Origin of the sequence: Paenibacillus sp. NPDC058898, assembly GCF_049316025.1 — a bacterium.
Classification (GTDB): domain Bacteria; phylum Bacillota; class Bacilli; order Paenibacillales; family Paenibacillaceae; genus Paenibacillus_AQ.
Genome location: NZ_JBMOSM010000007.1, coordinates 237,373 through 250,230, shown reverse-complemented (window position 1 = coordinate 250,230; position 12,858 = coordinate 237,373). Strand labels below are relative to the sequence as shown.

The following is a 12,858-nucleotide window of genomic DNA, read 5'->3' as shown; positions in this document are numbered from 1 at the left end:
TAAATATTAATCATATACCAGTATTTTAAAGTGAAAGCGAGAGGAAGAGAACGATGTCCATATTTAAAAGATTGCGCGATTTGACCATGTCCAATATTAACGCCATTATCGACAAGGCGGAAGACCCGATTAAAATGACGGATCAGTACATTCGAGATATGACGGAAGATCTTGAGGATGCTGAGAAAGCGGTAGCTTCACAAATTGCCATTGAGAAACGCTTTAAAGCACTTTATGAAGAGCAAGCTGCGCTTGTGGAAAAACGCACGCAGCAAGCGCATACCGCAGCACAAGCTCAAAACGTTGATCTTGCCCGCCGCGCGCTGGAAGAGAAGAAGGCCGCCGAGGCCAAGCGTGATGAGTACAAAGCCAGCTACGATCAGAACAAACTGGCAGCCGACAATCTGCGCGGCAAGCTGGAAGAAATGCGCAAGCAGCTTACAGCGATGAAGAACAAACGTGAAACTTTGGTCGCTCGTTATAATGCCGCTAAAGCGCAAACCGAGATCAACAAAGCGATGAACGGGTTTGGGACTGATACAGCATCGGCCGGATTGAAACGAATGGAAGAGAAGATGCTGGCTATGGAAGCTCGTGCGGAAGCAAGCAATGAAATGTCGTCACGTGAGAAATCCCTTGATGAAGAGTTTGAGAACCTTGGCAAGGACAAAGTCGTTGAGGATGAGCTTGCAGCCTTGATGAAACAATACGAGAACAAGTAATAGCGGATTTTAGCGGTCTAACAGTTATATTGTTCAGGGGGCGAGGGAGAAACAGCAGAGCTGAATGCAGCTGAGCTTCTCCTTCGCTTTTGTTTGATCGTAGATATAAGGGAAGAGCCTTTTATTAGACGCGCTTAAGGGAGTTTTTTGTATGTTGAATGTGGAGGCTTAGAGATGGATTTTGATATGATCTTGCGTGTATTGCTATGGACAGCTGTCGGTGGGCTGCTGTTGTTTGTTTTGATGTTTGTGGATTCCCTGTTCACGAAATATAACGATCTTGAAGAAGTGAAAGCGGGTAACATGGCGGTAACCACAAGACTGATATTGAAACTGTTCGCACAAGGGTATATTTTATCCGTGTCGATTGGTACGTCATATCATCTACTTGAGGCGATAGTGGTATCAATCATTTCGTTTATCATATTGCTGATTCTCGAATCGTTGACAGAGCTCATGCTGCGTAACTTCGGCAAGCTGAACCTTGACAAAGGAACCCGCGAGGGAAAGACGGGATACGGTTTATTTGCAGGTTCGCTGCATGTGGTTGGAGCGTTAATTATTACCGCTTGCCTATAGAACGCATAATGGAGATAGGGGACAGGAAAGATGAGTATGTGGAAAAGAATCAGCAATTTATTTAGTAAGCCGGAGCCGCCCAAGGTAGAGAAAAGCATGCTGCAGCTGGCTCCCGGCGATATTTGTGAAGTGTCTCTAGTCACTTATGAAGTCACGGGTCGTGTGCACAATCGCGGTCGTAATGCGGTCGTCTTGACGCTTCAGGATGGCAGTACCATTGCTTATCTGCATATTGAGGAACGCGAGACGGTTCAGTATGCGTTATACGCTCCGATCGATGGACGGCTGGACTCTCCGGATGAGGTACCGTCCATCATCGATTTGGACGATCATGTCTTTCATTTGGAAGAGGAATACGGGGGACATGTATCGATTACGGGTCGTACTGCGTTTACGCAAAGTGGGGAGCAGCATGTATGGCAATACCAATCGGATGATTACAAGCTGCTGCGAATTGAATGGCAGAACGGGCGGTTTATGTTGTATGAAGGCGAGAAAGTGATACCGGGGGACGTTCGAGTTATCCGGGCGACTTAGGAGTGGTGGCATGAAGGAACGCTCTTTTATATCTATAAAAATCATATTGGTGCTGAGTTTATTCGTATCATTATTGAGTGGATGCGGAGCGCCGAATATCAAGGATACCTATCCGCTGGAATCCGTCAATCGAGACGGAAATGCAACGTCCTATGTATACCGGGCAGCTGATAAAAGCGTTCCCGATGTTGCAAACGAGCTCACGGCGGCAAACACGCCGGATCAATCGTCTCCTGCGGATACCGAGCGGATGTTTCTGGTGTATGGGGATGAGTATTACCATTTGCAGCAGGACCCCCAGAAGCCAACCGATACGCTGATCGAGATCGATTCCAGGGAGTATGTTCAGCGCAATTATGATTCAAGTTTTCTGCAAGGTTACTTAACGGCAGTTCTGATCGGAAATTTATTTGATTCGATGGGCGGCGGAGGTTACCGGGGGTATACAAGTAAAGATGTGTATAAACCGGCACAAGGTAACTATAAGAAGCCGACAAGCAAGGATAAGAAGATCGCTCCGCCGTTGACGGTGGACCGGAGCGGGAAGATTACTCGGCGCGGTCAGGATTCTGCCGGTACCGGTGGAGGCCTGTTCCGACGAAATCCGGATACAAGCGGAGACCGCGGCACGATTAAGCGCGGCGAAAGCGGCGGGGGACTGTTCGATTCGCCTAAGAAATCGTACAAGAAGCCGAAGACCCGAATCGGATCTGGCAAGATCTCCCGAAGGGGACGAAGGTAAAGCAAGGAGTATATAAGCGCATGGTCTGGTGACCATGCGCTTTTTTTGTACGAGCAGAAAGGTTTCATATGAGCCGAAGGCTCGGTTTGAAGATTGCTCAGAATGTAGTACAGTAAGAATGTCAGGTTTCTTTGAGTCAGAAAGTGAGGAATGCGTTGTGAAGGATAATCATTCGATATCGCCTAAGAAACAAAATCATAAATTTGATCGGCGCGCTTTACAGGTAGCGGACGCGCAAGCGCTTGCCGCTTCATATGCAGGGCTTGGTCAGGAGGAGTTCATTCGGCTGCAGGATAGTGATGGACGTGTGCTTGCTTCCGATGTCATCGCCCCTCACCCGTTTCCGGCTTTTGCACGTTCGGGCATGGACGGTTATGCTGTTGGCTCAGCGGATTTGGCAGCATGCGATCTAGGGGGAAAGGTGTGGCTCGAGGTTGTTGACCAGATCCCGTGCGGATATGTGTCTTCAATCCCGATCGAGCAAGGGAAGGCTTCCCGCATCATGACAGGCGCTCAAGTCCCGGAAGGGGCGGACGCTGTCGTTATGCTTGAAGCGACGGAGCTTCGAATGGAGGATGGCTTAACCCATGTGGGCTTCAAGAGGTCCATCGGGAAGGGGAAGAATATCACTCCCCTCGGATTCGAGCTTCAGGAAGGTGATTTGATCCTCCGCCGAGGAACTCTCATCGGGCCTGGAGAAATTTCAGTTCTGGCTACCTTCGGCATACATCAGGTTGAAGTGTATCGTCAGCCAGTGGTAGGAATTTTCTCGACGGGCACCGAACTACTGGACATCACCGAGCCGCTTGAACCCGGTAAAATCCGAAACAGCAATACCTATATGCTCGCATCGCAAATTCGGGAAGCCGGTGGTGTGCCAGTGATTATGGAGGCGATCCCGGATGATATCGAGCTTGCCCGCCAGAAGGTGGAGGAAGCGCTGCAGGTGTATGATATCGTGGTTACGACAGGCGGCGTTTCAGTAGGCGACTACGATATTATGGGGGAGCTGGTGACATCCGGCGGTCTGGACATGCTGTTTAATAAAGTCACGATGCGTCCCGGAAGTGTTACAACCGCGGCTGTTAAGGATGGTAAACTGCTCTTCGCGCTATCGGGTAATCCGGGCGCATGTTATGTGGGATTTCTGTTGTTTGTCAGACCTGCGATCCGCAAGATGCTTGGCATGGAGCAGTTGTTCTTAACCGAATGGACGGCAGAATTGGGTTCGGATTACTCGAAAGTGAACAACTTTACCCGTTTCGTTCGGGGGAGCCTTAAGGTGTCAAACGGCAAGCTTGTAGCCACACCTGCATCCCTTGATGAATCGAGTGTCATGATCACGATCAAAGACAGTGACTGTTTAATCGTGATCCCGCCAGAGCTTCGAAGTGCAGTTAAAGGCCAAGCCGTACAAGTCCTCGTTCTGCCAGGAACCTGGACATGAAGGTTTTCCAGGTATGCGGTTATAAGAACAGCGGCAAAACCACGTTGATAACCGCCTTGATTCCACTGTTGAAACGGCATGGCATTCGGACAGCCATCATCAAGCATGACGGGCACGGATTCGAAATGGACCACGAAGGGACAGATACGTACAAATTCCGTGAGGCGGGAGCCGAGGGGATCGCTATCGCTTCGCCAGGGCGTACGGCAATGCTGATGGAAACGGAGCTGGAACTTGCGTCGTTAGTCCATTTGTACAGCGATTTTGAGCTGGTGCTTGTTGAGGGCTATAAGATGCAGCCTTATCCGAAGCTCGTACTGCTGCGAGGAACGGAGGATATTGGGCTAGTGGATCAAGTTGAAGAGATCAGGGGTATTGTGGTGCGTCCTGAAATGCTGAAGGAACCGTCAGCCCTGCATGAGATACAGCAGCGGCTAGCGGTTCCCCTATTTACTTGGAATGACACAGAGCGGATTATGTCGGTGCTGCTGTCATTATAAAGAAGTTGTGGTTAATCATCGGAGCGGCGTTCAATCGCCTCGGACATCGTTTTGTCCGTTAAGTGGGCGTACACTTCGGTTGTCTCGGTGGATGCGTGACCCAGTTGTTCTTTGGTTTTGTAAATATCATTTTGCAGATAATAGTCGGTTGCAAACGAATGCCGCAGCTTATGCACGGTTAGGGCTGGCTTGCCAAAACGCTTGGCGTATTTGATGATCATCGCCTGAATTGCCCGCTTGGTCATGCGCTGCCCTTCATTGTGGCCGTTACGCAGTGCAACGAACAGAGCCTTTTCTTTTTTCGGCACCTTGTAACGGGCCTGCCGAAGCTGCAGGTAATATTCAAGATCGTCTTTGGCTTGCGCACGGAAGTAGACCGGGGTTTTAAAGGTTTCGTCGTTATTACCTTTACGATAGACATGGAGCATTTTATTGTTCAGGTCGATGTCTGCCAGGTTCAAATTGACCACTTCGGATACACGAAGGCCGGAATTTAATATGAGGCTGGCGATACAGGCGTCTCTGACTTTATTTTGCTCATGCGCATAGAGCGCCTGTTTGTTCTCCTCCACATCCAGCCCATAACCTTCGTGAATGTAAGTAATGAAATCCTGAAGCTCTTCTTCTTCCAGTATTTTTCCTTTTAACTTGGCAGCCGTATCTTTGGGTTTATGAATTCGCTTAATTTCCACTTTAGCCATGATGTTACGCTTGAGAAGCGGGTAAAAGTCCTCGTCCTCTGCAATCTGGCTTAAATAATGAAACAGGGAGCGCAGCGATGAGAGCTTGCGGGAAACCGTGATTCTGGAGTTGGTCCCTTCCCGGCGCGTAGTCAGATATAATCGATAACTGGTGATGCTGTCCATGCGCAGCGTCTCCAGCTCGAGCAGCGTCACCTCTCGGTTAGAGGTTGCTTGGGACAGCCCCTCCGACCGGAGCCAGTTAAAAAACGTTTCATAATCCCTTACATATTCGAGCAGGGTGGAGGGGGAGAGATCCGGGAGCTTGTAGTCGATAAATTGCTGTACGAACCAAGGCATGTCCGGTGATTTCTCATCGAGTCTTGCACGGTCGATATCTTTTTGTATATTCATGTTCCACCTCGAATAATTGTCTTTATAGCGATGACCTGTGTCATTAATTACTAGTGTAACATATGGAAAGTCTATCGTGCTTGCAGGTGTCAGATCACCGTGCTCACTGATCCGTTATTGCGCTTGTGTTTCACTATGAGCGGATACTATGATGAAGATATGACGCGTTAAAATGATAGATGATATGCCAGGGAGGCGGCAGCATGATTTCAGAACGAGCGGAACGCATGGGAATTGAGCTGGTTCCGAAGCGGAAACAAGCCGTTATCGTAAACTTAATGCAATTGTACCTATATGATTTTACCAAGTATCTGGATATTTCGGTAAATGATCAAGGGTTGTTTTTACCCTATCCGGATCTGGATGAGTTCTGGAAAAAGCGGGAACGGAAATACCCTTATCTGATTACGTTTGATCAACGGCCAGCCGGGTTTGCTTTGATCGAGCGAATGGATGACGCCGCAGAAGCGGACTATTACATGACGGAATTTTTTGTTATGCAAAAATATCGGCGAACGGGATTGGGGACTTGGGCGGCGACCTGTCTGTTCGATCAGTTCCAGGGACGCTGGAAGGTGACGCAAGTGAGCAGCAATATACCTGCGCAGGCGTTTTGGCGAAAAGTTATTGAATCTTATACGGGCGGTCGATATGAGGAATATATTGATCCGGTTCGTCATAATCCTTCGCAATATTTTAATTCCTAGTATTTTTACATGGATCGAAGGAGTGTTTCATATTTTGATGATAGAATTTGATACAGGTCGATGCTTAGGAGGAATTTGAATGTATTTACCGAGTTTTCATCTGGAAGGGAAGCGGAAGTTCAGCAAGGCGTTGCAATGGCATTAAGATTCACCTTAAGCACGCCGGGCGCAGCAACTGCCATCGTCGGTACGGCAAATCCGGACCGCTGGGAGCAAAATGCCGCATTATTGGAAAAAGGGCAGCTGCCGGAGGATTTTTACGAGTCGATCCGCAATCGCTGGCGAGAGGTTGCCGGTGCGGATTGGGTGGGCAAGGTATAGGTGTATAAAAAAGAGCCTGTCGAGAGATCTCGACGGGCTCTTTTTTCCTGCTTAAAAGATTGCAAACCATGACTGTAAATGATGATGTTATTTCAACATATGAAAAATTCATAATAGAGAAATGCCCATCCATTTCCTGATCTAACCACTGCATTATTTTCATCTGGCTTCCTCTATACCTAGCACATTTTCCTAGTTTAAAAAGGGAGGCATGAAGCGAAAAAAGTTGACATGGAAAAATTTCCCCCTGCAAAAGATGAATGTCCCCCTTTGAAACCAGTAGGGCTTGGAATAAAATTCTGGTAGACAGCAAGTATTTACATAAGGTTGTGAAAAAATACTTAGGGGGATTAGAAATGAAAAGGACTTCCATGTTACTCATGAGTGTCATGTTGTTGCTCTCCATGTTCCTAGCAGCATGCGGTAACAGCAGTGGCACCAACACTCCTGCTGCTGAAGGAGATACTCCGAAGACGGAAACGACTCCGCCGGCAGATGAGAAGAAGGATGAAGCCGCTCCGGTTTCACTCCGCGTGTTCTCGACTTTCGGAGGAACTGACGCAGCTCGCGAAGCCTTCCAGGCAGCGTTGGATGAATTCACGAAGGAGCATCCAAACGTGAAGATAGACAACGATACCATGTCCGCAAATGATGACGGTTTCAGAACGAAAGTTAACACCGACATGAACAGCGGCAACGAGCCTGACTTGCTGTTCTACTTCATCGGGGCTGACGCAGAAGGATTCGTCAATGCCGGTAAAGTTGTGCCGCTGAACGAGGTTCTCGACGCTGATGCTGAATGGAAGAACGGCTTCATTCCTGATGCGCTTGAGCTTGCCAAGCAAAAAGACGGTAACATTTACGCTGCACCATTGACCGGTTTCTATGAAGGCTTGTTTGTTAACAAAAAGATCTTCGAAGAAAATGGTCTGGAGCTTCCAACAGACTGGGCGAAATTGACCACAGCTGTGAAAACGTTATCTGACAAAGGCATTATTCCTTTGTCCGTACCATTTGACCAATCCCACTACCTGATCGAGCATACGATTTTGTCTGCAGCCGGTCCTGAAAGCCAAAGCAAAGGTCTGCTTGATGGCATCGATCCAAACTGGGAAAAAGCGTATGCGGCTATGAAAGAATTGTATGACCTGGGCGCATTCCCTAAAGATGCAGCAACGATCGACCTGAGCATGTCCGGCAACTACTATAGTGAAGGCCTGGCTGCTATGACCATCGAAGGATCTTGGGCAGTTGGCGGTTGGAGCGATGATACTCGTGACAACTCGACAGTTCTGCCATTCCCTACGGTTCCTGGTGGCGCTGGTAGCGGTAATGACATCGTAGGCGGTTTCGGTTCCGGTTTCTACCTCTCCAAAGCCACTTATGATGATGCAGCCAAAAAAGAAGCGGCAATCGCTTTGCTGAAACACCTGACTTCCCCGGCATCTATTCAAAAAATCGCTTCAGCGAACGGTGGTACACCAGCTGCTGACGTTGAAGTGACTGGATTGCCGCAAGTAGCTCTTGACGGTTTCGCTATGGCAGCTAAAGCAGCTACCATCGTTGCACCGGTTGACAGTAAAGTTTCGCAAGAAACGTTTGGTAATCTTCGTGCTAATGTTCAGCCTGTAGTGGAAGGTAAGAAGACTCCTACTCAAGCTATCGAAGAAGCGAAGAAAACCGAGGATGCCAACAAAAAATAGTTTTCATCAGAAACGGTAGAATTAAAAGTGACGTTACGCCGCCCCTCTGCTTTCATTTGGGCGGCGTAGTCATTTCGGCAAGGACGATGAAGAAAAATAAACATCAAGGGTGATTAATATGAAGGGTGATCGCAAGTACATTGTGATGTTTTTATTACCCGCAGCAGCCATCATGACAATCTTTCTATATTATCCGTTCTTCAAGAGTTTGTATCTTAGCTTTTATCGCACAAGCGGCTTTTTCGATAAAAAGTTTGTGGGATGGGCTAACTATGAGAGACTCGTTACGGATAAACTGCTTGGCGCTGCAACATTGCACACGCTGGAAATCATGCTCTATGTTATCGTGTTTCAGGTTGGGATCGCACTTGTGTTGGCCGTCCTGGTAGATAACATTTCCAAGCTCAAAGGGTTTTATCGAACTGTCTTTTTCTTCCCGGTTGTCATATCCGGTACGGCCATTTCCTTATTATTTGTATTGTTCTACAATTACAACTTCGGTTTGCTGAACAATTTGCTGGCGAATTTCAACATTGAGAAGATTTTGTGGCTGGACGCGAAGAATGCGCTTAAGGCAGTATCGATTCCAACGGTATGGCATTATGTGGGCTTTTATTTCGTCCTGTTCTTGACCGCCATGTCCAAAATACCCGCGGATTATTATGAGGCTGCAAAATTGGAAGGAATCACCGGGTTCAAGAAAACAACGATGCTTACAATTCCGCTCATCATGAGTGACATTAAGGTTGTTATCACCCTTGCCATTACGGGAACGTTGAAGGTGTTCGAGTTCATCTGGGTCATTACAAGCGGCCAGAATGGAACGGAAGTACTGGGAACGTATATGTACAAAAAGGCCATGGTGGATCAGAACTTTGGTTACGGATCGGCGGTTGCTATATACATGGTGATCTTTGGCGTACTGCTTGCATTGATTGCCAACCGTTTGATGAAAAGAGACGAGATTACATACTAAGCATTATAGGGGTGTACTGTTATGGAGCCAACCATCGTCGTTGAACACAAAACTCAGCGCGTTAGGAAAAGTCGGTTTAGTTTAGGCACCACGTTGATGTACGTGATTTTGACAGCGTGGTCCTTAACAACCATCTATCCGTTATTCTGGATCGTGAATAACTCGTTCAAGGTTTCTCGCGATGTGATGAATAATTCCTTTGGTATCGCATGGGAACCGGTGTTTGTTAACTATCAGAACGCATTTGACCGCATCAATATCGGAAGAAGTTATATCAATAGCTTGGTGATGTCCTTCAGTACCGTATTGTTGGTGTTATTGCTCGGAGGACTAGCGGCTTATGTGCTGTCCAGATTCAACTTTAAAGGCAAGCGCGCGATTTATTCCATTCTGTATGCGACACTTTTGATCCCGGCGTTTGCTACCGTAGTTCCGGTATATGAGCTTCTTATCAAAACCAGCCTGGTCAATACATACTGGGGCCTAATCTTCCCGCAAACGGCAGGCAATCTGACGTTTGCGACCTTGGTTATTGCCGGTTATATGGCAACGATACCGAAAGAGCTTGAAGAAGCTTCTTTTATGGACGGATGCAACCGATGGCAGATGTTTGTTAAGATATTCGTTCCGATCTCGCAGCCTGTATTTGCATCGACAAGTATTTTTGTATTTATGTGGTCGTACAATGACTTGTTCTCAGCGTTGATCTTTGTAAACAAAGAGAATGTCCGTCCGATCGTTGCATTGCTTAATGAGATCAGTTCCCAATACGGAACAGACTTTGGCCTGATGGCTACGGCAGTATCGTTGACCGTTATTCCGGTGCTGATTGTGTACCTGTTTATCTCAAAGTATATTCAAAAAGGTTTGACCGAAGGAGCCGTCAAGGGTTAAGGAGACAGCGAATTCAACGAATAGGCAAGTCAAGAGGGGACGCTTTCGTCACCTGTTTGACTTGCCTATTCGTTGTTATATCCCATTTGGTCTTTAAATCTGGATCATAGTCGGATTAGCATTTTAAGCAGATGGGTGATTAAATTCGATTAAGCGTGAGAAGCCATTTCTCCATAACCGGCATGAATTGCTCTTTGGGCAATCGCTTTTGCTGCGTTTAAGATGCTGCTATCGATGCCGTGATGTTCGGACACGTGGATGATATGCTCCATACTTGTCATGTTGGAGATGAGAGTTGTGCCCTCGCCAGGGTAGACGACTTGATCCACATCTTGTGCGATATAGGTTTTTTTAATTATAAAAATAAGGTGATTATTTCAACATATGAAAAATTCATAACAATGAAGAAAAGCGCTCCCTATCTCTCAGGCAAACTATAGCAAACTATATACGGTTTCACCCGTACCTAGTTACGACGAAAAGGATAAAATCAATCATCATACTAACTAAAAGAAAGAAGTTGACAAAATATTAGTGTCGTGTTAGTTTGTATATACAAATGAGAGGTGACTGGTTATGAACATCGATGATTCCATACTAAGCTCATGCTTGTTTTTTACATCGAATCGGTTTGCTCGTTCGATGACCAAGATGGCGGAGGAAGCTTTTGCCAAAGCTGGTTTATCGCCAACATATTCCTATGTTCTAGTGGTAATCCATCAATATCCCGGCATAACGCAGAAAGAGCTAAGCGATAAGTTATCGATTGCTCCATCCACAAGCACCCGGTTCATTGATAAGCTGGAGGAGAAGCAGTTGGTACTGCGCCAATCCGAATGGAAAGAAACGCATATTTTTTTAACGGATGAAGGGAAGTTGTTATATCAGGAGCTGAACCAATATTTTGAACAGCTGTATGGACAGTATGTTTCCCTCTTGGGGAAGGAACATAGCGAACAATTAACTAAACTTCTCCATGAATCCAGTGAAATATTGAAAAAGGGAATATAAAGCCTCTTTTTCACCCCTCATTTGTATATACAATTGATAAAGGAGAGATTCATCATGAAGATTGGTATTATCGGTGCAACAGGGAAAGCGGGAAGTCTGATTCTCAAGGAAGCACAAGCACGCGGTCATGAAGTAACGGCAATTGTACGTAATGCATCCAAGGTCTCCGATTCCAGTATTAACATTTTGGAGAAGAACGTGCTGGATTTGACTAATGCCGATCTTCAAGGCTTCGATGTTGTCGTGAATGCTTTTGCGGCGGCGCCTGGGCAGGAAACTCAATATGTGGAAGTAGGCCGAGTATTGATAGAAGCTCTGAAAGGCACGAATACCAGACTGTTTGTGATGGGCGGTGCCGGAAGCTTGTTTGTTGATGAAGCCAAAACCTTGCGACTCATGGAAACTCCTGATTTTCCTAAGGAATATTATCCGACAGCATTCCACGCCGGTGAGAATTTGAAAGACCTGGAGCAAACTTCTGATGTGAAATGGACGTTTCTTAGTCCGGCAGCCTTCTTTAATCCGAAAGGTCAACGCACTGGCAGTTATCAGGAAGGCAAGGACCATGTCATTGTCAATTCGAGCGGTCAAAGCTATGTCAGCTACGCGGATTACGCGATTGCGGTATTGGATGAACTTGAACAGCCGAAGCATATCAATGAGCGTTATACGGTAGTATCCGAGGCTTAATAAACCCGGCAACGACCATCATATAGATTTTTGAATAAGCTGATTTCATGATGAAATCAGCTTATTTTAATGTGGGAAAGCGGCCTTAATAAGTGAATAATACATCATATGAAAAATTCATAATAATCGAATAACTTCAATTTATCTAGCTAACTTCGATCTAATACACCCCAACCTCCTGTATAGTCCCTTCACAAAAGTGAAAATGGCGGGGAGGTAAATATACATATTATAGGAAATGTTCTTCATTCTGTTAAAATGTATAAGTTATGCGTATGTTGCATCATCCAGTGACCTGCATACAACATTGGTTATACGCAGGCTGAACCGGAGTAAACACAGTAGGAACCGTTTTTGGTTTGTGACGAAACATCGCAAGATATAGGTGTTCATAAGAAACGAATATTGATATCACGAAATCGGCCTGTAGACATTTTTGGCATCTTAATTTGAAGAGTAGGCTGTTTATAGGTCGCAATGCTTTGTGCAGGAAGAATCGGGATGGGTAAGACGATGGTCTGGCTTTGATCTTTTGGCAAACCTTGGATTTTAATCTGTGTCCGATTTAGCTTAATCCATAAGTTTTCCGGATGGACACGTTTGGGGATATAACATTTTACAACCAGAAAGTTATGGGTATCAAAAGTTTCATATCGAAGTGTATTAGGGTTAGGCAGTATTTCATTTCCGGCGGTTGCTTGTTTTATCGTATCCTTTACATAATCCTCAATTACGGTTGGATCCAGCTGGAAATCCTCATTGAGATCATTAAGATCTTTGAATGGAAACGAATTGTTGTTGAAAAAAGAGTCCTTTGACAACCAGTCAGGCCGTTTGGATCTTGAGTTCATTCTATATCCCTCCCTCGTTCTGTAAATTCATTATATGGGCGAATGAATGTTAGAGTGACATCTGGGCTTCCAACTACATAGAAT

Annotated in this window: 15 protein-coding genes and 1 pseudogene; 13 read left to right on the top strand and 3 right to left on the bottom strand. The window is 46.1% G+C overall.

The features are described 5' to 3' along the window. Positions 1-53 precede the first annotated feature (53 nt). From ACOZB4_RS20370 to mobB, 6 genes are all read left to right on the top strand, one after another. Positions 54-722: a PspA/IM30 family protein gene (locus ACOZB4_RS20370; RefSeq protein WP_076321197.1), complete on the top strand. Its 669-nt coding sequence runs from the start codon at positions 54-56 to the stop codon at positions 720-722. 174 nt (positions 723-896) lie between these two features. After that, the gene (locus ACOZB4_RS20365) at positions 897-1,301 is read left to right on the top strand and encodes a DUF350 domain-containing protein (RefSeq protein ID WP_076321198.1); all 405 of its coding nucleotides are present in this window, start codon (positions 897-899) and stop codon (positions 1,299-1,301) included. A gap of 30 nt (positions 1,302-1,331) precedes the next feature. Then, positions 1,332-1,838: a DUF4178 domain-containing protein gene (locus ACOZB4_RS20360; RefSeq protein WP_076321199.1), complete on the top strand. Its 507-nt coding sequence runs from the start codon at positions 1,332-1,334 to the stop codon at positions 1,836-1,838. 10 nt (positions 1,839-1,848) lie between these two features. Then, positions 1,849-2,580, top strand: coding sequence for a DUF4247 domain-containing protein (locus ACOZB4_RS20355; protein ID WP_076321200.1), 732 nt, complete (start codon positions 1,849-1,851; stop codon positions 2,578-2,580). A gap of 157 nt (positions 2,581-2,737) precedes the next feature. Then, entirely contained in the window at positions 2,738-4,027 is a 1,290-nt protein-coding gene (gene glp, locus ACOZB4_RS20350) for a gephyrin-like molybdotransferase Glp (RefSeq protein WP_379406962.1), read from the top strand. Continuing rightward, complete coding sequence (gene mobB, locus ACOZB4_RS20345) at positions 4,024-4,527, top strand: molybdopterin-guanine dinucleotide biosynthesis protein B (protein WP_379406963.1); 504 nt, start codon at positions 4,024-4,026, stop codon at positions 4,525-4,527. The genes glp and mobB overlap by 4 nt, the downstream gene beginning before the upstream one ends. A gap of 11 nt (positions 4,528-4,538) precedes the next feature. Here mobB and xerS read toward each other — a convergent pair whose 3' ends face one another. Further along, positions 4,539-5,621, bottom strand: a complete 1,083-nt coding sequence (xerS, locus tag ACOZB4_RS20340; protein WP_379406964.1) for a tyrosine recombinase XerS — start codon at positions 5,619-5,621, stop codon at positions 4,539-4,541. 203 nt (positions 5,622-5,824) lie between these two features. Here xerS and ACOZB4_RS20335 point away from each other — a divergent pair, with 203 nt between their 5' ends. From ACOZB4_RS20335 to ACOZB4_RS20315, 5 genes and pseudogenes are all read left to right on the top strand, one after another. Then, positions 5,825-6,328: a GNAT family N-acetyltransferase gene (locus tag ACOZB4_RS20335; RefSeq protein WP_339293103.1), complete on the top strand. Its 504-nt coding sequence runs from the start codon at positions 5,825-5,827 to the stop codon at positions 6,326-6,328. 111 nt (positions 6,329-6,439) lie between these two features. Then, positions 6,440-6,649 (top strand): annotated as a pseudogene (locus ACOZB4_RS20330) (aldo/keto reductase); the annotation flags it as partial. A 356-nt stretch (positions 6,650-7,005) separates the two neighbouring features. Then, positions 7,006-8,352 carry an ABC transporter substrate-binding protein gene (locus tag ACOZB4_RS20325; protein WP_422759616.1) on the top strand — a complete coding sequence of 449 codons (1,347 nt, stop codon included), beginning with the start codon at positions 7,006-7,008 and terminating at the stop codon, positions 8,350-8,352. 118 nt (positions 8,353-8,470) lie between these two features. Further along, complete coding sequence (locus tag ACOZB4_RS20320; RefSeq protein ID WP_076321207.1) at positions 8,471-9,328, top strand: carbohydrate ABC transporter permease; 858 nt, start codon at positions 8,471-8,473, stop codon at positions 9,326-9,328. A 21-nt stretch (positions 9,329-9,349) separates the two neighbouring features. Next, positions 9,350-10,222, top strand: coding sequence for a carbohydrate ABC transporter permease (locus ACOZB4_RS20315; RefSeq protein ID WP_379406966.1), 873 nt, complete (start codon positions 9,350-9,352; stop codon positions 10,220-10,222). 149 nt (positions 10,223-10,371) lie between these two features. On the opposite strand, the gene ACOZB4_RS20310 is transcribed toward ACOZB4_RS20315, so the two are convergent. Beyond that, on the bottom strand, positions 10,372-10,551 hold the full coding sequence (locus ACOZB4_RS20310) for a hypothetical protein (RefSeq protein ID WP_379406967.1): 180 nt from the start codon (positions 10,549-10,551) through the stop codon (positions 10,372-10,374). 247 nt (positions 10,552-10,798) lie between these two features. On the opposite strand from ACOZB4_RS20310, the gene ACOZB4_RS20305 reads away from it, so the two are divergent. Together ACOZB4_RS20305 and ACOZB4_RS20300 are read left to right on the top strand one after the other, a co-directional pair. Next, on the top strand, positions 10,799-11,233 hold the full coding sequence (locus ACOZB4_RS20305; RefSeq protein ID WP_076321209.1) for a MarR family winged helix-turn-helix transcriptional regulator: 435 nt from the start codon (positions 10,799-10,801) through the stop codon (positions 11,231-11,233). Between the two features lie 54 nt (positions 11,234-11,287). Further along, the gene (locus ACOZB4_RS20300) at positions 11,288-11,923 is read left to right on the top strand and encodes an NAD(P)-dependent oxidoreductase (RefSeq protein ID WP_076321210.1); all 636 of its coding nucleotides are present in this window, start codon (positions 11,288-11,290) and stop codon (positions 11,921-11,923) included. Positions 11,924-12,312: 389 nt separating this feature from the next. On the opposite strand, the gene ACOZB4_RS20295 is transcribed toward ACOZB4_RS20300, so the two are convergent. After that, positions 12,313-12,774, bottom strand: a complete 462-nt coding sequence (locus tag ACOZB4_RS20295; protein ID WP_379406968.1) for an Hsp20/alpha crystallin family protein — start codon at positions 12,772-12,774, stop codon at positions 12,313-12,315. Positions 12,775-12,858 lie beyond the last annotated feature (84 nt).

Excerpts from the sequence above, each read along its gene's own strand:
- ACOZB4_RS20335 (WP_339293103.1), top strand. The coding sequence starts at position 5,825 with ATGATTTCAGAACGAGCGGAACGCATGGGAATTGAGCTGGTTCCGAAG.
- ACOZB4_RS20295 (WP_379406968.1), bottom strand. The coding sequence starts at position 12,774 with ATGAACTCAAGATCCAAACGGCCTGACTGGTTGTCAAAGGACTCTTTT.
- ACOZB4_RS20360 (WP_076321199.1), top strand. The coding sequence starts at position 1,332 with ATGAGTATGTGGAAAAGAATCAGCAATTTATTTAGTAAGCCGGAGCCG.
- ACOZB4_RS20300 (WP_076321210.1), top strand. The coding sequence starts at position 11,288 with ATGAAGATTGGTATTATCGGTGCAACAGGGAAAGCGGGAAGTCTGATT.
- ACOZB4_RS20315 (WP_379406966.1), top strand. The coding sequence starts at position 9,350 with ATGGAGCCAACCATCGTCGTTGAACACAAAACTCAGCGCGTTAGGAAA.
- ACOZB4_RS20320 (WP_076321207.1), top strand. The coding sequence starts at position 8,471 with ATGAAGGGTGATCGCAAGTACATTGTGATGTTTTTATTACCCGCAGCA.
- mobB (WP_379406963.1), top strand. The coding sequence starts at position 4,024 with ATGAAGGTTTTCCAGGTATGCGGTTATAAGAACAGCGGCAAAACCACG.
- xerS (WP_379406964.1), bottom strand. The coding sequence starts at position 5,621 with ATGAATATACAAAAAGATATCGACCGTGCAAGACTCGATGAGAAATCA.
- ACOZB4_RS20305 (WP_076321209.1), top strand. The coding sequence starts at position 10,799 with ATGAACATCGATGATTCCATACTAAGCTCATGCTTGTTTTTTACATCG.
- ACOZB4_RS20325 (WP_422759616.1), top strand. The coding sequence starts at position 7,006 with ATGAAAAGGACTTCCATGTTACTCATGAGTGTCATGTTGTTGCTCTCC.
- ACOZB4_RS20370 (WP_076321197.1), top strand. The coding sequence starts at position 54 with ATGTCCATATTTAAAAGATTGCGCGATTTGACCATGTCCAATATTAAC.
- ACOZB4_RS20365 (WP_076321198.1), top strand. The coding sequence starts at position 897 with ATGGATTTTGATATGATCTTGCGTGTATTGCTATGGACAGCTGTCGGT.
- ACOZB4_RS20355 (WP_076321200.1), top strand. The coding sequence starts at position 1,849 with ATGAAGGAACGCTCTTTTATATCTATAAAAATCATATTGGTGCTGAGT.